The sequence below is a fragment of the Fictibacillus enclensis genome, assembly GCF_001457035.1.
In the GTDB taxonomy this organism is placed as follows: domain Bacteria; phylum Bacillota; class Bacilli; order Bacillales; family Fictibacillaceae; genus Fictibacillus_C; species Fictibacillus_C enclensis.
In genome coordinates this window covers 465,247-485,634 of sequence record NZ_KQ758619.1, presented here as the reverse complement: position 1 = coordinate 485,634, position 20,388 = coordinate 465,247, and the positions used below count along the sequence as shown (strand labels likewise).

The following is a 20,388-nucleotide window of genomic DNA, read 5'->3' as shown; positions in this document are numbered from 1 at the left end:
GTAGGAGTTTGATAATACATGGGGATTTCGTTTAATTCTGAAAGCAGACAATTTCACTTGCAAGCAAAAGATACCAGCTATGTAATGGGTATTGAAAGAGATGGCTTTCTTCTTCATCTTTATTGGGGTAAAAAAATAAAAGCCTACCGGAATTCTAATTTTCTCCAACTCCTTGACCGTGGGTTTTCAGGCAATCCTTATAAAGAGGACAGGACGTTTTCATTAGATACCCTCCCTCAGGAATATCCACAATACGGAACCACCGATTTTCGCAAGCCTGCGTATCATGTCCAGCTTGAAAATGGCTCAACGGTTACAGACTTGCGTTACGAATCGCATCGTATCTTCAAAGGAAAAGAGCCTCTGGATGGCCTGCCGGCAACGTATGTTGAGAATGAAAATGAAGCGGAAACCCTCGAAATTACGATGGTAGATACCACGGCTGGATTAAAGGTCCTGTTAACCTATACAGTATTTGAAAACTTCAATGTGATCACCCGCTCCACCAGGTTCGTTAATAAAGGAAAGCAATCTCTCAAATTATTGAGCGCCCTCAGCATGAGTGTAGATTTCAGAGATGCGGATTTTGAATTTTTGCATTTGCACGGTGCCCATGTCAAAGAGCGCCATATTGAAAGGCTGCCGCTTCGGCACGGCATTCAGTCCATTGAAAGCACAAGAGGCGCCAGCAGCCACCAGCACAATCCTTTTATAGCCCTCTTGAGAAAAGGAACTGCTGAAGAGACGGGCGAAGTGTATGCGTTCAACTTTGTCTATAGCGGGAATTTTCTTGCTCAGGCGGAGGTTGATCAGTTTAGTACAACCAGGGTAACTATGGGCATTAACCCCTTTGATTTCAATTGGACGCTTGGCCCTTCAAACACGTTCCAGACGCCTGAAGTGGTCATGGTTTTCTCTTCAGAAGGCCTCGGCGGTATGTCCCGAACCTTTCATGATTTATATCGAACCCGCTTGGTCAGAGGGAAATTCCGTGACGCGGAACGGCCTGTTCTGGTGAACAATTGGGAAGCTACCTACTTTGATTTTAACGCCGAAAAGATTCTGGATATCGTAGAAGTTGGAGCGGAGCTTGGAATTGAGTTATTTGTCCTTGACGATGGCTGGTTTGGAAAAAGAAATAATGACAAAACTTCTTTGGGAGACTGGTTTGTAAACAAGGAAAAGCTTCCGGAAGGGCTGGGCAATCTCGCTGAGAAGGTCAGGTCAAAAGACATGCAGTTCGGCCTCTGGTTTGAACCGGAAATGGTTTCAGTTGACAGCGAGTTGTACCGTAATCACCCAGACTGGTGCCTCCATGTTCCAGGCCGTCAGCGGTCTGAGAGCCGAAACCAGCTCATCCTTGATTTTTCACGAGAAGACGTGTGTGAAGAAGTGATCCGGATGGTATCCGACATCCTTTCGAGTGTACCCATCTCGTATGTAAAATGGGATATGAACCGCCATATGACGGAGATCGGTTCAGCGCTCCTTCCAGCTGACAGGCAAAGAGAAACCGCTCACCGTTATATGCTCGGCTTATACAGAGTGATGGAACATATAACATCTGCATTCCCTGATATCCTTTTTGAAAGCTGCTCCGGCGGCGGAGGAAGGTTTGACCCAGGAATCCTTTATTACATGCCTCAGACGTGGACCAGCGATAATACGGATGCGGTTTCGCGCTTAAAAATTCAATACGGGACCAGCCTGGTATACCCTATCATTTCAATGGGATCCCATGTATCTGCTGTTCCAAACCACCAGGTGAATCGGATCACATCCATAAAAATGCGTGGCGATGTGGCCATGTCCGGAAACCTCGGGTATGAACTGGACTTGACCAAGCTGACGGACGAGGAAAAAGAAGCCGTAAAGGAGCAGGTGGCCACCTACAAGCAAATTCGCAAGCTCATCCAATTCGGCAACTTTTACCGCCTGAAGAGTCCTTTTGAAGGCAATGAAACAGCCTGGCTTTTCGTCAATGAGGATAAGTCGGAAGCCATTGTTTACTATTTCCGTACATTGGAAGAACCCGCAGCTCCTCTACGTTACCTCCGTTTGACAGGTATAAATACCGATAAGACCTATCAGATCGCTGGTACCGATTCCTTCTATGGCGGAGACGAGCTGTCCTATGTAGGCTTGAGTATTCCGACTTCCATAAAGGGAGACTTCCAGAGCTACGTTTGGCATTTAAAGGAGATTAAATAGCAGCCTAAAAAAGCTCCCCTTCATTCTGAAAATGAAGGGGAGCTTTCAAATTGTTACTCAGCCTTATATTTAACACCAGTTCTTCCGCTCTCGCTCATTCCTGTATTAGTAACAGTCAGGTAGGCCGTTCCTGCTTTGGCACCTAATTGTTTAATAGAAATGGTTACACTGGTGCCCGTTGCAGCACTTGACATAGCGAGTCGTTTTCCTCACGTGGAAGCATCATAAACTTTGATTACGTCACCCTTGGTTAATTTGGAAACAGTAATGGTATCGTTTTTACTTTTGTTGTTTACACACTTTTAATTTAAAAATTTCACTTTTTTGACCTCCTTCCAAAGCTTATCAAATATTTTTTGGTGTCCTGCTGTATTAGGATTTACTCCATCATCAGAATAAGTAGCAACCTCTTCGTATGTATACGCTAAATCAAATCTGGCTAAACCCATTCCGTTCGCGCTTGCAACCTCTGCCATGGCATCACGGTAATTTTGAATGGTTGATCGTTTCGGATCAGTAGTTTGGCTCGGCGTGCAAAGGATAATGTCTCCAGTAGGATTGACCGTTCTTAATGTATCGATCACCGTTTGCAGATTTGTTTTGTAGTTCGAGACTGGTACATATCCATTTACGGCATCATTCATACCGATTCCAATGGTGACGATATCAGGAACGACCTTGGTACACCAATGCATATTCTGAACTAAATGATTGGAAGTAATTCCGCCAATCCCGTTATTAACCAACTTTATAGGCCGATAATTTGCAGCGATGGCATCTCTTACTTTCATCGCGTAGAAGTCACTCCCTTTTGTAATCCCCGTGACCGATGCCCATGTTATTGAATCACCTAGAGCTAAATAATAACCCAAATTCATTGTAGCTTACCTCCAAATAATATATTGAACCATCCATTTTCGCATGAGCGGCATAAGGAAGTCTCGATAAGTCATGAGCTACCTTCATAACAAACGATATCATTGTCAAAATTTTATTAAATGTTACTGTATGGTTCTGCTGTAAACAGTCTCCATTCTTCGTATACGTCCATTCAACATCAATCTGCCATCTATCATTTCATTTCCAAGCAAACGTATTACTCCTGCAAAAGGGTCCTGCTCCCCAAAAAATATTTTTAAAACCCATGCCTCCTTTTCCCCCTTTTTCTCTATTTAAAGAGTGAAGACCTTTATATAGAGAGGAAGAGCCACATGGTACCTGGAAAGATTACGAATTTTAAAACCTTGAGTGAGTTTCAAACGGTAAAGGAGTTTAATGAATCCAACAAACACTTTTTGGAGGTACATGGGGAGAAGTTTACGAAGGGGGAGTTGATCGCCTTTAACCAGCTCACACGATATAGTGTCAAAGTCATTGGCGTATGCAATGCAAGGATCGGTACGCTTGTTTCTGCGTGCCATGAAAAAGGCGGCATTTCCCGTTCCACGGTTGAACGCATGCTGCGAAAAGCAAGGAAGTTTGGCGTCATCTCCATCCATCACACCATCCGGAACAAGGGCGGCTATTCCCACAACATTTTTGTGTTCCATCGTTTTGACAGAACGATTACAAAACAATTGACGGGCCGACAAAGTCCTCAAACCACTTGCAGCTCTGGGTTAAATCCCGACATTTCGGTATCGGAAACTAAAAACCCAGAAACAAAAAATATAAAAAAATTAAAAACCAAAACCATACGTAAGCAACCCGCGTTTTCTTCAACAACATTGGATTATTCATATCTTCCTGACTACATACCTATGGATTTTATTTCTGCGGTCAAACCCTTCTTCACAACCGCTGCAGAAATTTGTTCCCTTTGGCAGAAAGCAAGGATTGCCTATAAAAAATTGCAGATGGAACGGCCGCTGGAGGTATTGGTTCCAAATGTCATTCAAGCCTTTAAGATCACGGTTTACCAATACAAACTGCGAAAGATCAAATCCACGTTCGAGCAATATTTTTATGGTGTTGTCTATGGGGTTCTAACGGTTGAGCGCAGAAGAGAGCGGTATGCTGAGGTTCACACGTATGATTGGCTGAATGCAGATTCATCCGCATTGTAAAAATCCTGTTGGAGGTGAATCATGGCATTTATACGAATGGAGGAAGTAAAGTTAAACGACATTGCTTATGATTATAAAATTTTCCCTTCTAAAGCCACCATGGTGAAAAAGTACAGGTTAATGACAAATGGCATTACTGGTCCTCTAATTGAATTGGAAAAAATGAAGGACTGCTACTATGTGGCGGGTCATTTTGAATACTTTTTTAGCTGCCTGTACATGGATGCTAACGGGGTATTTAAATGCAACGTATCACAATACGAAAACAGTAATAAAATTGATCGGTTTATAAGAACGGTTAATAACCTGTTAGTAGAAGGAAGCCGATACTGGATTTTGAAAAATTTCTATGTGAAGAGCATCCTAGCTGATCCCAACTGGGACATTTCTTCCTTATCCGAAAGATTAAAGGTGGATCAGGCGGACCTTGAAAAACTAATACTAAATCCCAACCTGGGAATGAATGAAAAGTTAGCCCACACGTTAGGCGAACAGCCGTTATTCAACTACATAAAAGACTCCAAATTAAGCGCAGAAAATAAGCATTTCCTTTTTTCCATCGCCTCAAAGAACACGGTTAAACTCACTCAAAAAGACGTTTCTACCTTTATTGATTATCACATCAAAGAAGGAAATACCTTTAATTGCTTCCACCCTGGTGCAGAGAAAATCTTCTGGAAAATTGTTAACTATATGGACCATGTCAAGAACGTGCATTGGCGGAATATTGAGCAGCGTTACTTTACGAACCCATTTGTCATAAAGAAGGATATCTCAAACAACTTAAATGTAAATACCCATGTTAAATAACAGACTTAAAATTATGCTTATTTGTATGTACCATTCAAGTAGGAGGAAAACCCAGTATAAGGAGTTTGTTGCTTAGGAAGGGGGTTCTTACGATTTTCAGAAGATTTTACTGGAGGAGAATAGACATTTATTATTTGCTTGGCACGAAATATAGACATTCTCTCTTTGGGATTACGAAAACTAGAATCATATTCTAACACCTTCAATGTTCTTCGATCTTCCTTGGTGGAGGGCAGGTGAAAAAAGAAATCTTCAATTCTGACGAGTACATCCAACCGTTGCAAGGCTCTTTCCGGGTTGGGTGAATAATGCAGGCCTACTTTCTCAGCTCGTCCTTCTTTCAGCAGCTGCTCGATCGCCCTATGCTTGAAGGAATAAAGGACTGGCGCATTTTTCGCATGGTTGTTGATCACATAGATCGCTATAGCAATTTCTCGAATTATTATTTCCCTCATCTCCTTTTCTAAAATACGTGAGAAAGCATCCATTATTAAAAAATATCGGTGCTTTCTCACGCTTGTTTAGCATTGGCTTGCTTTTTTACATCGACGACTCATGACTTCTCGCTTTAAATTGCTTCAGCAGCACATACACCGAAATAATCCCCATCGTATCAATAATTACATCATACAACCGGCCATCCCGTCCAAAATACAGCTGCATTACTTCGGTAAATACAGCAAAACCAAAGGACAGGACCACAGCCCGTCCATGCTTCCCTAACCAGGCAAAAAGCAAAAGATCCAAGATGGCAAAACCTAAAAAGTGACCGGTTTTAATGAGAATGAAGTTAGGATGGATCAGGGCGATGTCTGAGAAACTGAAGAAGTGCGAGAAGTCAGGTGGGGTCAGTCTGAATTCAATAATCCGGCTGCCTAAAAGGGCTTCAAGGTTGTCCGTAAACGTATGAATACCAAGGAAAAGGGTCCAGGCAACAACGATAAGAAATTTAAATGTTTTCATAATCTATTAATTCCCATATATGAGTGTATTTAGACTCTGAGCTGCTAGTTTCAATTGGTTAACTCCTATCTTTATGTGCATTCTCTGTACAGAGTAACCAAATGATCTACCATGGCGCCCCTGTCTTTAATTAATTGAGGACATGGATGGTAATACTTATCCCCCATCCCATTCCTTTTTCCAAATGATTTAATACCAGATTCTTTAATAAGCTGAAGCCAGTTGAGCTTAGCTTGTTTTAAATTAATCCATCTTGCTTTGTACATGCAGCCCCACCCTAACAAAATCCAAGGATGTTCTTTAAGCTCCTCAAGCGTAATCATTGAATGGTTAATATCAAGTTCACCTGTTGACGTTAATTCTTCGAACACTTCAATTGCATCTTCGGATGAAGGATTCTGGAGGCTAAATAAATTATAAATATGAAGCCTTCCATCTAGTTGAGGTTGTTCGTTATACATCTTACAAACCATTAAAGTTAATTGCCGCATGGTTGGATCGAGCGTGATGCCACCACATGCAATCCCTGTATTCTCCAATTCTTTATTAAGATGACTGCTTAACTTTGACGAACCAGGATTGAGAAGAAGAAAACTTCCAATGGACCGGGTACTGTTTCCCCATTGAATGTATGCAGAATCTCTAAAAACATAATTCTTTCGTTTAGAAAATACGCCATAAGCTTTAGGCTCGTTCATGGGCACCTCCGTAAAGAAATATGAATTTTAAATCTCACTTTATAATTATAACAGAATTTTCCTTTTTATAGCTAAAATTTCATTTAGTAAGTGACTGCTTTTACATCAATGATCTTTAAGACTTTCTCAGTAATTTCCACTGCATCATTTATAAAATCGACTTTATAAGGAGATTGTTGAACATTTGATATTTGTAATCCACGCAGTTGCTCCCAACTGACTAACTGGCAAACCGCATGCTCCGTTAAATACTCAATCGTATTCCGGTCCTCATTCATCTCTTCCCTTTCAATTATTAACAATGCTTTTTGATGAACAACAGCTTCACCCACCGTCCCCCACCCTGCCTTTGAAATCACCAAGTCAGCAGCCGCTACATAGTTTTGGACCTCTGTATAGTCAGCCGGTACCTTCACCACATTAGGATGCTCAATATCTATATGGCTGGATACAACAAATACACAGTTTTCATTATTCCATAATGACCAGTCCGCCATGTTTAGTTCAATCTTCATCCCAATAGGAATAAACACTATTCGCTTTGGACCAGACGGATTCAAATCATTACGTAGCCTTTGCACTTCTCTCTCATCTGCCTCCCTGCAAAAGAAACCAAACTGCTCATTACTTTTCCGTCCAAACCCCGGCTCCTTACAGCCTGCCAATTGAATGAAGTGGTCCATTTTCTCATACATAGATTTGAACTCATTATTTAATGATGAATCAATTACTCCTTCATAAGCACTCCACCAGGTAAAATTAGATATACCAACCGTTGGAATGTTCATTTTGTCTCCAATTTCAAAAGCAATAGGAGCAATGTCAGAGAGTATACACTCCACATTCAAAGGGCTTAAGTATTCAATTTCTTGTTTAACCAAGTCACCACACTTTATTAGATATTCCTGACATGCTATATTCAACGCATCCTTATCCAGCTGCAGAGAATCTTCCCGAAGAATATAGCCAACATCCGTAACTATCTTGTGATAAACAACCCGCTCACCAAACTCCTCCAGTGAATCCCTAATTAACCCCAAAGAAAAGCTGGTACAAACAACGATTCTTAATTCTGCATCCACCTTTAACATCTCTCTCATCAAAACAATGGACCGAGTGGCATGGCCAAATCCGTATTCCGATATATAATAAGCAATCGTTTTCATGTTGTTCTCCATATGTAAATAAGCCCACTGGCAGAGCCAGTGGGCTTACGTAGTTTATACAATAACCTGGGCTTTTGAATTGTAGTAGTGTTCCATAATGTCATCCCAGTCATGGAAAAGACGGACAAAGTCCGTATCTACAACTTCTTTTCCGGTTTGCACTTCAATAAATTCCAATTCTTTAATTGCTCGGATTGCATGCTTCTTACCGGCAGAAATATGAATGATGTCTCCTGCTTTGACACGGCGAACATTTTCATCAAGAATGAGTTCACCTTCACCGCGAATGATGGTCCAAACCTCATCTCGCAAGTTATGGTAGTGGTAAGTTGAATTCTTGTTCTGATGGATGCAAATGCGTTTAGTGGCCATTTCCTCGTTCGTATACTTGGCATAATCCAACACCTTCGACCAACCCCATAGACGCTCTTCATACATTGGCGGGTGATCAAAATCCGCAATTAAGTCTTTAATCTTTGGACTGGATGCTTTATCAGCCACAAGGATGCCATCAGGGCTTGCTGCTACGACAACATCTGAAACACCCAATACCGTGACCGGGATCTCAAGCTCGTTCACCAAATGCGTATTCTTGGCATCATCAGAAATAACACCTTTCCCAATTTGAGTGGTGGCCATCTCCTCAGTTAAGGTGTTCCAAGTACCAAGGTCTTTCCAGTATCCACTGTATGGAACGGCCACAATATGATCAGCCTTCTCCACGACTTCATAGTCGAAACTGATTTTTGGCAGAAGGTGATATAGCTTAGAAAGTTCTTTATAACTAAGCGGCAATCCTTTTTCTTTTAAGATATCTATTAAGTATTGAAGCTTAAATGCAAAGACACCTGTGTTCCAAAGTGCATTTTGATTAATGAGCACCTCTGCTTTTTCCTCACTCGGTTTCTCAGTAAAACGTTCTACCTTAAAGTAATCGTTAGAGGTAATTACCTCATCAGGCACGATATATCCATACTTCGTAGATGGGTATGTAGGATTTACACCCATTAGAGCGAGATTGGCACCGGAATCTGTAAGAGCTCCTTCTACATTTTTGACATTAGCAAAAAAGCTGTCCTCGACATAAGGATCCACTGGAAGTACCACAACTGTTTCATCCAGATCCGTTTGTTTTTCATCAAATAAAAAAGCCGCCGCTAATGCGATGGCTGGAAAGGTATCCCGACGTTCGGGCTCTATGATAAGAGGAACATGTTCCCCTAATTGACTGTGTATCATTTCGGTTTGCGATTTAGATGTAGCAATGACAGTTGACTCCGCTAAACCTACCTTTTCAATCTGGTTCCAAACCCGTTGAACCATGGATTGCTTAGCACCAATTGCATTTTCAAGAACTTTCAGGAACTGCTTAGAACGTGTGTCATTAGACAGTGGCCAAAGTCGTTTACCGGATCCACCGGAAAGTAAAATAAGTTTCATTTTCGTCCTCCTTATTGAACTGCAACTGCAGGCTTAGCTAACACACTTCTTCTGCCCATCGAATGATATTCAATACTATACTTTTCAACTTCATTAAGGTCATAACAATTCCTGCCGTCAAAAATCAATGGGTTTTTCATCTTATCAACGTATGTTTGTAAATTAATTTCCTTTATTTGATCCCATTCTGTCACGATAAGTGCAAGGTCGCTGTCTTCGAGGGCTTCTTCAAGGCTTTCGGTATACTGAATGCCTTCACCAATAATCCTCCTAGCATTTGAAATAGCAATTGGATCAAATGCAATGACATCTGCTTCTTCTTCGAGCAATTTCTTACTGATCACAATAGAAGCGGCTTCACGCATATCATCTGTATTCGGTTTAAATGATAGGCCTAGTAAAGCTACACGCTTTCCTTTTAGATTTCCCACTCGATTTTTTGCCTTTTCAATAAGTAAGCTCTGTTGATTATTGTTCACCTTAATTACAGACTCTAATAGCTCAAATTGGTGATCAATATTGGATGCAATTTGAGTTAACGCCTTTGTATCTTTTGGGAAGCATGAGCCTCCATAACCGATTCCGGCATTTAAAAACATTGATCCAATACGCTTGTCCAATCCCATTCCAAAAGCTACACTCTCAATGTCAGCTCCTAGCTTTTCACAAATGTTTCCTATTTCATTTATAAAACTGATTTTTGTTGCAAGAAAGGCATTTGAAGCATACTTAATCATTTCAGCACTTTGGACATCTGTAACGTAAACAGGAATCCCAAATGGTTCATTGATTACTTTTATAACTTTAGCTGCTTCCATATTATCTGCACCAACCACAATACGATCACCATTGAATGTGTCATACACAGATGACCCTTCTCGAAGAAACTCAGGATTAGACACGATTTCTACTGTAACGTCTTTAACAAGGTTTTGCTGAATAATGTCCTTGATGTAATGGTTCGTACCTACAGGAACAGTACTCTTGGTAACGACAATAACATCCTCTTCAATATTAGCTGCGATATTTTTTGCTACTTGTTCAATAAACGTTAAGTTTGCCGATCCATCAGCTTTTTCAGGTGTACCCACAGCTATATAAATTACTTTCGAGTCCTTAAACCCTTGTTGATGATTGGTACTAAAAAAGAGCCGGCCTTCATTAATGTTTTTAACCATTAATTCTTCAAGGCCTGGCTCATAAATAGGAGATATCCCTTTATTCATTTTTTCTACTTTTTCTTGATCTATGTCTATGCATGTTACGTTATGACCAATCTGCGATAAAGCTACCCCGGTGACCAATCCCACGTACCCAGTACCTACAACTGAAATCTTCATTATTTGATTTCCTTTCTGCTTTGAATTAGCGTTCTGCTACTTCTTTTAATACTTCCCTATACTTACTTATTGAAATTTCTCTTTTTAAATGCTGCTCGAGGTATTCTCTGCCATTAAGCCCCAAAGCACGTAACTTACTTTTATCCATTTGGTAAAAATATTCAATGGCATTTCTTATTCCTTCATAATCCTGAGGTTCTACTACAATGCCATTGTTACTTTTTTCTATTAGCATCTGAGCCTCACTGCCTTGTTCTAAAACACCTAATATCGATTTACCGGCTGCCATGACTCCATAAATTTTACTTGGAACCGAAACACCCTTAATACCTTTTTGATTTACAACAAGATGAACATCAGCAGCATTTAGTGAGTACTTTATAAAATCTTTTGGCTGATAAGGGAGAAAATAAACATTTTCTATTTCTTTTTCTTTTATATAACTCTGCATAGCATCTTTTACTGCACCTTCACCAATGAAAACAAATGCTAAATCTTTATAACCTTTAAATTCATCTGTAACTTTAATAATATTTTCCAAATCGTAATAGAGTCCAATATTACCTGAGTACATAATAATGAATTTATTTTCAAGTTTATTTTCATATAAAAAATTGTGTATCGGTTGATTATCTCTATCTAAGGGTATTATTTCATTTTCATTAGTCCAGTTATTAATAACTACATGTGAGGGTATCCGTTTATTGGAAAATCTTTTTACTAATGTTTCTTTCATGTCATTTCCTACAATAATTACTTTATCCGCGTAACTACAATTCATTTTATCGATTGCTTTCGCAACTTTAAATACAGATTGCTTATTAGTATAACTAACTGCAGCAGCTTGTTCAGGATTAAAGTCTTGGATGTTATATATATGTTTAGCCCTTTTCAAAAACTTTCCGATAGTACCAATCAGCCCTCCGAGTACAGGTGGCTGCGAAATTGTATATATTAAATCAACCTTTTGCTCTCTCAACAATGCTATTTGGGCCAAAACAAAATAAGAGAATATGTATTTCATCCGACTCCATTTCGACGCCTTGTCTACTTCTGGCAATTTAATACGGATGATTTTCATATTCTCCATCTGTTCTATTTCAAATTTATTAGTTGTTTTTATTTTTTCACCCGCATACCCAGGCTGTGCTGCAATTACTGTAATATCAAAATCATTTTGAAGATCTTGACAAAGCTCAGTCATTAACTGACCGGTAGATGCAAAATCAGGATAAAAATAATTAATAACAAATGCTATTTTTCTTTTCACAATAGCTCCTCTTCCTCAAATCGTTTCTTTACATATTTAGCAGGAGAACCTGCATACACTTGATTCGCAGGTATATTTTTAGTAACAGTACTTCTAGCAGCAATTACTGACATTTCTCCAATGATGACCCCGGGGTAAACAAAAACATCACTAGCTACCCAGGATCCATCCTTAATAACAATCTTGTTTGTAATTAAACCAAAATAAGGATCCTTGATATTATGACTTCCCGTACATAAATAAGATTCTTGAGAAATTACACAATTTGCCCCAACTTGAATTTCATCTAAGCTATAAAAGTTAACGTTATCTCCTATCCATGAGTTATCCCCAATTGATACTTTCCAAGGGTATGTGAACTTTGCAGATGCCCGCACTTGAACTCCCTTACCAATTTTTGCTCCAAATTGGCGCAACAAGAAATTCCGCCATTTATACATATTGTGTAAAGAAAATCGAAAAATCGTTCCCTGCACCAACCACCAGGTAAGTACTATAAATGAATTCTTACCACGTGAGTACCAAGATTGATCATATTTATCCAGGTTTATTTTCATCCTTCTAACGCCTCATCAAAAATCTTATCTAACCGTTTTATATAATGTTCTTCTTGGTAATTTTCTAAAACAACTTTCCTGTTATTTTTTGCAAAATCAACAAGTTTTTCTCTGTTTTTCACTAGTTGATCTAAACAGTTACTGATAGCGGAGGGCGACATTGGATCAACTATAAAACCATTATTTTCATTAACTATATCCGGGATTCCCGCATGATGAGTGGTAATAATTGTAAGACCGTTACTCATAGCTTCAATTATTGATATTGGCTGACCTTCATTTGGATAATACGTGGGCAAGGTAAAAATATCTGCTAACATAAGTAAGTGTTTCTTTTTATCACCCTTAACCACGCCATGATATTCTACTATGTTTTGTAGGTCGTTCTTATTTACAAAATTAAAGAATTCTTTCTTATCTTCTTCATTAAAAAAAGCTCCAGCAAAGTGAAAAACAAATGAATTATCTTTCAAATTAGATGCAGCTTTTAAAACATCCATATAACCTTTGGTTTTTATAAAATTACTTAGATATAGGACGTTAAGTTTAGGTTTGCTTATTAAAGAGTTGATTTTCTGATTAAATTCAGTTTCATGACTTATACTACTATTTTCTACATAATTCTCACAGACTTTTACCTTTTCGGGACTAATCACATCTACAAATAGTTTTTTTAAACCCTCACTTAATGCTACCATTGTGTCAATTTTAGATATCAACGATTTATTAATTTTTTTTTGTAAGATATTCATTTTCCCATAAAGTGTTTTATAATATCCCCCATGGTAGTGAATGATCACTTTCTTTTTCTTATTCAAAAGTGTTCTCAGGATAATCATATCTCTAATATTTCCAAATAAAGATTGAGAAATAGTAAAGTAATACAAATCTGCTTCATATTTTTTTTGGATATTTCTGATATGGTTAAAAAATCTCCTGTTATTCTGTATATCTATATACTGCAAAAGATACTTATCGTTCATATAATTAGACTCGACTATTGTCTGTAATGCAGCTGAAAGACCATGTACAGGCGGAGGAAACTGGCCTATAATAAGAACCCTACCTTTCCCCATAAATATCACCTTACCTTATTAAGTGAATTATCATATGTCAATGATGATATGACCTTATTTCATTTATTTAGATAGTTTAGTTCTATATTACTTTTTTTGATTTCTTTCTTAATTTCTTTAGAGTTTTATAAATACCTATACGTCTTGAAGCCACACCCAGAAATCCAGAGATGTTTAAATTATAAAATCGTCTAAAACTTTTCAATATTTCTGAATCCATATCTATTTTTGTTGGTATATTTGGTTTATAGTTATTCAATGTGACAGTATATTTGTCTGTGTTTGGAGCATGGGTACCACTAAAATCCATTCCATTGTTCATAATAAGTGATTTTAGAGGATATACAGTGTACTTTGACTGTTTAAATTGACTATACACCCATCTTATTGCCCAAGAGTCTATTCTTCCTGCCATTTGGTCGCCTAACATAAAAGCTAAGTCGTTGCCACCTTTGTTGAATTCTCTTCTTAATCGAATATCCAATTTTAATCTTTGATAATCTTCTACATTCCAATCAATAGTAGCCCAGCGATCTTTCCAGGTAGCCCAACCCCATGAACAACCTCTAGGTGCTAGATAAACTTCATGCTTATAACTATTTTTTATTTCTAACTCAGGCGAATAACCAGATATTGACCAAATATTGTTATTAAGTTCAAAAGATTCTAAACAACTATTCATGTACGCTAAAAAGTGCGGGGAAGTAACTAAATCATCTTCAAGAACAATAACCTTTTCATATTTATTAATTATAGCCGTAACCCCATTAATTACTGAAGTCGCCAGCCCTTTATTTTGTTCCGCATTATAAACTGTTACATTCTTAAATCCTTTTACGTCACTGATTATATCTCGAACGTTGTTTACATCTTCTATTTGACTTGAATTTTTAGCAGCATCCGAAAAAATAAAAAGCTCTGATTGGGAGGCTAAAGTATTTAACTTTAAAGCTTCTAATGTTTTGCTTGTATGATTCGGTCTATTATAAACAAATAATATAATAGGAGATAAATCCTTCATTCTTCACTCCCCCTTTTGTGTTAATTTTTAAACTTATATTCTCTGATAAATTTGTTCCACTAATCTTTCTCCATATTTTTCCCAAGTGTATTCCTTAGCTTTCTTTAAGGCATTGTTACTCATTCTTTCAATTTCCGTAGGATTATTTAAAAAATACTTAATAGCAGTCTCAATATTTTCTACACTACTAGGCTGTACAATTAATCCTTCTTTTTTGTTTTCAATAACACTACCCGTATTATTAGTTACAATTAACGGGAGTCCGCATCCTAGCGCTTCATAAGTTACTACCGCACTTCCTTCACATAAACTTGGAAGTATAAAAATATGGCTATTATTATATAATTTTAATAATTCATTTTGAGATATAAAATCAATGTGTTTATATATATCTTTATATTTCTTAAGTTCATCTTTGAAATTTTTATCTATTCCGCCAACTAAGGTAAGATCAACATTATAATTATTAAATTTAAGATTAGCTATAGCATCAAGAAGGTATTTAACACCTTTTCGATATCCGATTTGTCCTACGAATATCAATTTAAGTGATTCGTTCTGTAATGCTGGTGGGACTCTATAAAAAAGTGATGAATCGTACCCATAAGGTACATATATTAATTTCTCTTTTTTAATTCCATTTTCCAACATTGAATTATATACAAATTGGCTTGGAACTAAGATATAGTCAGCAATGTCATATTCTTTAAGCTTCCTTTTTATCATTGGTGTGGAGAGGTTTGAAGGAATTTTCCCAAATTCTTTCTGGTAAATATTTATTTCTGTATTTACATGCGCTATTCTTTGTTCTAAAAATACCTTTGTTCCTCTACTTTTTACTTTCCTAATTTGATATAAGCAATAATTGTTAAAACCAACTATAAAGTCAGTATGTTTAATTTTCAATCGAACATTTAAATCAAATAGAATATCAGAAATCAAATTATAAGGAAGTATTGATCCTATTAAAGGCATTTTTCTCAACAGATATCCTAAATATAGAGGCATACGAATTCTTTTAGTATTTTCCTCATTTAGATACTCTCCTTTAACAGGTTTACCTACAAAAAAAGTTTCAAGCATATTAGATTTCGCTAAGGCACTAGCGGTAAAAACTGCATGAAACTTGGATCCAACAGAAACTATTCCCTTTTTATTATTACTTGTCATTTTCTACGCTACCTACCTAGTTACTAAAATTTTAATAGAGCCCCACAATTTTAAAAAACAATTTATCTATAAAGTAAATTGCTTCTTCATCCAAAGAATTCTATTTAATGGTTATTAGCCAATACGCTATAGTAAGCTTTTTTAAATCTACTAACTTTGATCAAATTTTGGTAATTATCTAATCCAGGTCTAATATTCGTTTTTATTTCCTCTAAATGATCAATACAATATCTTAACTTTTGAGCTAAATCGTTCACATTTTCTGTTTTAAATGTAAGTCCTAAATTATATTTTGAGATTGTATGTCCTATTTCACCATGGTTTGGTCCTATTATAACTTTTGATTTAGCAGCTCCTTCTGTAAGGGGGCCGCTTTGTCCAGCAAATACTTTCCTGTATGGTAAAACTACTATATCAGACATATTAAAGTAGCTTGATACCATTTCATCTGGTACATAACCTATTTCCAGATAAACTTTATCTTTCAAATTATAAAAATCTATATAACTTCTAACATCATTCTGCTTAAAATATTCTTCTTTCCCAATAATAAGAAGAATAAATTGTTTTTCCTTAATTATACTTGCCGCTTCTAATAAAATGTCCAGCCCTTTATCATGCCTGAGCCCTCCAAATAGAAGGATATGTGGGACACTTCCTAATTTTTGAAGAGGTGGTTCATACCCACTTTTTTCATTATCATTATGAATATAAGGATATTGTATAGATGTGACATTATCATTATTTAATCCTTTAAATTCTTTAATCAATTTATCTTTTGTATATTCCCCGTGAACAATGATATTTTTTATTATCCCTAAATTTATCATGAAATTCATAATTTTAATTTTATACATTTGCTTAGGATACCAATGAAGTGTACCAGTAACTTGGAGACGAAATAATAATAGAATGGGTAATAGTATCAGTAATTGAGGAAATATACTATCTAAGTAAAGAAAATGCACCTTCTTTATCCTACTCTTCAGCATGTAAAAAAACATTTTAATAATTAATTCCAAATCATGTAAACGCACGTTGGTTGATTTAGTATCTAATACTTTATAGGTTATTTTTTTCAAAGCCAATTGCCTCTGTTGGTCCTTGTTTAATTTTGATAAATATACATATGATTCCCCGCTAATATCGAATCCTTCCAATACATTGCAATTATATAAAAAATGATGTCCACTATTAGTGGTATCAAAAAATATCATCTTACTTCTTTTATTTCCTACCATAGTCATATACTCTACCTTTTCATATATATTATGACTCAAATTTCAAATCCCATATTTATCTGGAGATTTCTTTTTGATCAATTATCAGATTAGAATTAATAACTAATAACCCCAGACCAAGGAATAGATATTTGTGATCTACATATGTCCAACTAAATTGGAGACTAATCAGAGAAACAAACACTATTGCCAGAATAATAGCTGAAATATAATCATCTTTATCTTTCCTAATGAATCTTATATAAGAAATCAAAATCATAAAAATTATTGTGATAAAAATAACATATAAACTTAATCCATTTTCAGCTAAAATTTCTAATGAGATGTTATGTGGATAATACTCTGGACTAATGCCATTTACACCTACACCTAAAAAAGGATTTTTCTCAAACAAATGTAAAGCTTGTTCATATAAATTGATTCTTTCAGCGGACGATCCATCTTCAGTTGCATTGGTAAATCTATACAAGTAAAATTCTAAATTTTTACTCAAAAAGTCTATTTTAAATGTTCCCCATATTAAAGGGACAAAAAGTAAAATATATCGAAGTTTAATACGTCTAACAATTATCGGTAAAAAAAATAGGATAGTAATAGCAAAGGAAATGGTTGGCCCTTTAGATGCTCCTATAATCATAACACTTACACTTGGTACTAACGTAAAGATAACTGTCATTGTGTTAATTTGTTTATAGAAAAACAATAACAAAACGACAATGAAAGTCATTATTCCTAACATTGTTATTGGTATAGGATATACTACATTAAAAGCTAAATATCGTCCTAAGGGAGCACCCTTGGCAACAAAATCAGCAATAACTACCACTTCAGTAAAAACAGACATATATATTAAATATTTAAAAAATAGTGAGAAATCTTGTCTTGTCTTAATTATTAATCGAGAAAAAAAGTATGCTCCCAGTCCTAAACATATAAACTTCCCTACTTTGAACATTCCAATATCCTGGAAAGGTGTATAAAATAAACTGGCGACTAAAAAAATTGCCCATAGGTAGGGAACAAGGTCAGCTTTGTATACCTTTATTTTTTGACGTCTTAATACTAATTCAAAAGCACAGTATATATATAAAAGTATATATACAAAAAGTGTAATATCCATGAACCGTGGTAATCCACCTTTTAGAATATAACCCAATGGAATTAGGCTCAATAGAAGCATTGGATAATTAATTTTATTTAAATGTATTGATTTACTCATTGCCAAACCACCCAGCCTAATCATTAAATAGCATTAGTTTTATTCACTACGTCCTTATCGCTTTTATTCAACAACTTATACATAGCAAAAAGAATAGTAGCGAAAAATATAACATATGAAGCACTAGTAATTGTTAATATTTTCAAGCTATCCTGTTTTATTTCTCCAAACATTTCTATACCTGCCCCCATTAAAAGATAGACAGTTGTTAGAAGAATAAGGGATAACTTCAATGTGGTTTGCATATTTAATAATTTGTTTTCCAAATACATTACTCCTAAAATGATTATCGGCAAACCTACCATTCTTCCATAGCCACTACCAATTACGCCAAGTCTTGGTATTAAAACAAATGCAGCGGATAAGCTTGCAATTGATAACATAAAGTTAAAAATTGTATTTAGACGAACTTTTCTTATTGAATTATAAATATAAAAAGGCACAATAAAAACAGCTCCACAAGTAACAGATATTACTAAAGTTCTTAATAATAAAGTATTGTTTCTAGAAAAATCACTATTTATCCATACAGAAAGTATACTGTTTGCAAATAAAAATATTGTACTGCCAATAAGTACTGTTGACATAATCACAATAATATTGGCTTTATAATACTCTTTTTTTAATTGATCAATATTACCCTTTTCGTATATATAGCTAAACTTTGCAAAAAGATAACTAGCTACTGATCCTGGTATTTCATGTATCTTAATAGCTAATTGCATACATGTAGAATAAATACCTAAAGCGCTAGGTCCTAAAAAAGCATTAATAATTACTTTATCCATCTGTGTATACATTGCATTAATGATAACCTGTGCCCAAGCATAAATTCCATATTTCAATATATCTTTCGTCAATTTTCCGTCAAAAAGAAAAATTATCCTAAAGTTATCATGTATTTTACATGTAATCATATAGAAGATTATGCAAGTGATTATTGAAACAAATATTAAACATAGTACTAATTCATTAAGGTGCGCTCCCATACCAGATAAAACGGTTGTCAATGTAACTGTGCCAATATTTGCAAACATATTAACTCTACTATTAATATCATATCTTTGATAGGCTAATATTATGGAAGCAAATACACTTGTAATTATTTTTATTCCAACTATGATTCCTAAAAATTTTATAATATTTGTATCAACTTGGTTTATACTACTTCCTAATACTAAACTTAAGCTAGACTTATCTATTACAAATGTGAAAGATGTAACAGCTGTGGCAAGCAACATGGATATACCTAAAGTTATCGATATAACCTTGTTGAGTGCATAATATTCCTCCTTTGCTAAATACCTTGAACCAAAATTGATTATTGCTGTTCCTAATCCCATATTGGTTACACCAAGTAATGCAATCAAGGAATTAATAAGAATCCAGTATCCATAATTTTTTAGACCTAAGTTTTTTATAAATATAGGAGTCGAAATGATAGAAATCACAGGTACTATTAAGTAGGATAACAAATTATAAAATATATTCTTAAAATCTCTTGTTTTAAAAAAATTTAGTTTCTGTAATTTACGCACTTTTATTCCCTTCTTAAAGAGATTCATATAGCTCCTTATATATCTTCCATCTTTCTATGTTATGCACTACTACTTTTTTTTCTTATTAAAGCCGGTATACCTACTGCAATGCAGTCTCTAGGAACATCGCTAATGACCACAGCATTTGCACCTATAACAACATTATCACCAATAGTTATACCACCTATTACTTTTGCGCCAGCACTAATAGTTACATTATTTCCGATTATAGGATACTTTTGTAAGGATTGATCAGATCCATCTCCATATCTTTCTCCTAAAGTTACTTGGTGAAGAATAGTACAATTTTGTCCTAAAACAGCTCCATTGCCTATCACTATTCCATTACAATGTCTAATAATTAACCCTTTACCAATATTGGCTCCAATTCCTATATCGGCACCATTTAACCAAATATTTAATGCTTTTAATAATGTAGGTATCATAGGAACATTATTATGATATAAATAATTCTGCCAGCGCACCATTGCTATACATAGAATATTTGGATTAGTAAGTAATAATTTCAGAAATATAAGAAATCCTGGCCTATAACCAAGAAATCTTTCCAAATCATAATATAACAATGTATTTTCCACCCT

20 protein-coding genes are annotated in these 20,388 nt (G+C 35.8%); 3 read left to right on the top strand and 17 right to left on the bottom strand.

Annotated elements, in window-relative coordinates; translation table 11 throughout:
• Positions 1–18: 18 nt before the first annotated feature.
• On the top strand, positions 19–2,211 hold the full coding sequence (locus tag AS030_RS17655) for an alpha-galactosidase (protein ID WP_061974042.1): 2,193 nt from the start codon (positions 19–21) through the stop codon (positions 2,209–2,211).
• 53 nt (positions 2,212–2,264) lie between these two features.
• Here the strand turns inward: AS030_RS17655 and AS030_RS23755 are convergent, their stop codons facing one another.
• Complete coding sequence (locus tag AS030_RS23755) at positions 2,265–2,405, bottom strand: hypothetical protein (protein WP_156412590.1); 141 nt, start codon at positions 2,403–2,405, stop codon at positions 2,265–2,267.
• Positions 2,406–2,513: 108 nt separating this feature from the next.
• On the bottom strand, positions 2,514–3,089 hold the full coding sequence (locus AS030_RS17650) for an SGNH/GDSL hydrolase family protein (RefSeq protein ID WP_061974040.1): 576 nt from the start codon (positions 3,087–3,089) through the stop codon (positions 2,514–2,516).
• Between the two features lie 333 nt (positions 3,090–3,422).
• Between AS030_RS17650 and AS030_RS17645 the strand changes: the two genes are divergently transcribed.
• Both AS030_RS17645 and AS030_RS17640 read left to right on the top strand, forming a co-directional pair.
• Entirely contained in the window at positions 3,423–4,277 is an 855-nt protein-coding gene (locus tag AS030_RS17645; RefSeq protein WP_061974038.1) for a hypothetical protein, read from the top strand.
• Positions 4,278–4,298: 21 nt separating this feature from the next.
• Positions 4,299–5,087 (top strand): hypothetical protein, encoded by a 789-nt coding sequence (locus tag AS030_RS17640; protein WP_061974036.1) that lies wholly within the window; start codon positions 4,299–4,301, stop codon positions 5,085–5,087.
• Positions 5,088–5,104: 17 nt separating this feature from the next.
• On the opposite strand, the gene AS030_RS17635 is transcribed toward AS030_RS17640, so the two are convergent.
• The 15 genes from AS030_RS17635 to epsC form a co-directional block, all read right to left on the bottom strand.
• Complete coding sequence (locus AS030_RS17635; RefSeq protein ID WP_141687116.1) at positions 5,105–5,602, bottom strand: YkyB family protein; 498 nt, start codon at positions 5,600–5,602, stop codon at positions 5,105–5,107.
• 25 nt (positions 5,603–5,627) lie between these two features.
• Complete coding sequence (locus tag AS030_RS17630) at positions 5,628–6,050, bottom strand: VanZ family protein (RefSeq protein WP_061974032.1); 423 nt, start codon at positions 6,048–6,050, stop codon at positions 5,628–5,630.
• A 71-nt stretch (positions 6,051–6,121) separates the two neighbouring features.
• Positions 6,122–6,748 (bottom strand): hypothetical protein, encoded by a 627-nt coding sequence (locus tag AS030_RS17625; protein ID WP_061974030.1) that lies wholly within the window; start codon positions 6,746–6,748, stop codon positions 6,122–6,124.
• Between the two features lie 83 nt (positions 6,749–6,831).
• Positions 6,832–7,914, bottom strand: coding sequence for a glycosyltransferase (locus tag AS030_RS17620; RefSeq protein WP_061974027.1), 1,083 nt, complete (start codon positions 7,912–7,914; stop codon positions 6,832–6,834).
• Positions 7,915–7,968: 54 nt separating this feature from the next.
• Positions 7,969–9,354: a sugar phosphate nucleotidyltransferase gene (locus tag AS030_RS17615; protein ID WP_061974025.1), complete on the bottom strand. Its 1,386-nt coding sequence runs from the start codon at positions 9,352–9,354 to the stop codon at positions 7,969–7,971.
• 11 nt (positions 9,355–9,365) lie between these two features.
• Positions 9,366–10,694: a UDP-glucose dehydrogenase family protein gene (locus AS030_RS17610; protein WP_061974023.1), complete on the bottom strand. Its 1,329-nt coding sequence runs from the start codon at positions 10,692–10,694 to the stop codon at positions 9,366–9,368.
• Positions 10,695–10,719: 25 nt separating this feature from the next.
• Positions 10,720–11,964 (bottom strand): glycosyltransferase family 4 protein, encoded by a 1,245-nt coding sequence (locus tag AS030_RS17605; protein WP_061974021.1) that lies wholly within the window; start codon positions 11,962–11,964, stop codon positions 10,720–10,722.
• Positions 11,961–12,521 (bottom strand): putative colanic acid biosynthesis acetyltransferase, encoded by a 561-nt coding sequence (locus AS030_RS17600; protein ID WP_061974019.1) that lies wholly within the window; start codon positions 12,519–12,521, stop codon positions 11,961–11,963. The genes AS030_RS17605 and AS030_RS17600 overlap by 4 nt, the downstream gene beginning before the upstream one ends.
• Positions 12,518–13,597, bottom strand: coding sequence for a glycosyltransferase family 4 protein (locus tag AS030_RS17595; protein ID WP_061974017.1), 1,080 nt, complete (start codon positions 13,595–13,597; stop codon positions 12,518–12,520). Before AS030_RS17595 ends, AS030_RS17600 begins: the two co-directional genes overlap by 4 nt.
• A gap of 82 nt (positions 13,598–13,679) precedes the next feature.
• Positions 13,680–14,618, bottom strand: coding sequence for a glycosyltransferase family protein (locus AS030_RS17590; protein WP_061974016.1), 939 nt, complete (start codon positions 14,616–14,618; stop codon positions 13,680–13,682).
• Between the two features lie 33 nt (positions 14,619–14,651).
• Positions 14,652–15,788 (bottom strand): glycosyltransferase family 4 protein, encoded by a 1,137-nt coding sequence (locus AS030_RS17585; RefSeq protein ID WP_061974014.1) that lies wholly within the window; start codon positions 15,786–15,788, stop codon positions 14,652–14,654.
• A 104-nt stretch (positions 15,789–15,892) separates the two neighbouring features.
• Complete coding sequence (locus AS030_RS17580) at positions 15,893–17,035, bottom strand: glycosyltransferase (protein WP_061974012.1); 1,143 nt, start codon at positions 17,033–17,035, stop codon at positions 15,893–15,895.
• A gap of 49 nt (positions 17,036–17,084) precedes the next feature.
• The gene (locus tag AS030_RS17575; protein ID WP_061974010.1) at positions 17,085–18,248 is read right to left on the bottom strand and encodes an O-antigen ligase family protein; all 1,164 of its coding nucleotides are present in this window, start codon (positions 18,246–18,248) and stop codon (positions 17,085–17,087) included.
• A gap of 23 nt (positions 18,249–18,271) precedes the next feature.
• On the bottom strand, positions 18,272–19,786 hold the full coding sequence (locus AS030_RS17570) for an oligosaccharide flippase family protein (RefSeq protein WP_162264563.1): 1,515 nt from the start codon (positions 19,784–19,786) through the stop codon (positions 18,272–18,274).
• A gap of 59 nt (positions 19,787–19,845) precedes the next feature.
• Positions 19,846–20,373 (bottom strand): serine O-acetyltransferase EpsC, encoded by a 528-nt coding sequence (gene epsC / locus AS030_RS17565; protein ID WP_061974006.1) that lies wholly within the window; start codon positions 20,371–20,373, stop codon positions 19,846–19,848.
• Positions 20,374–20,388 lie beyond the last annotated feature (15 nt).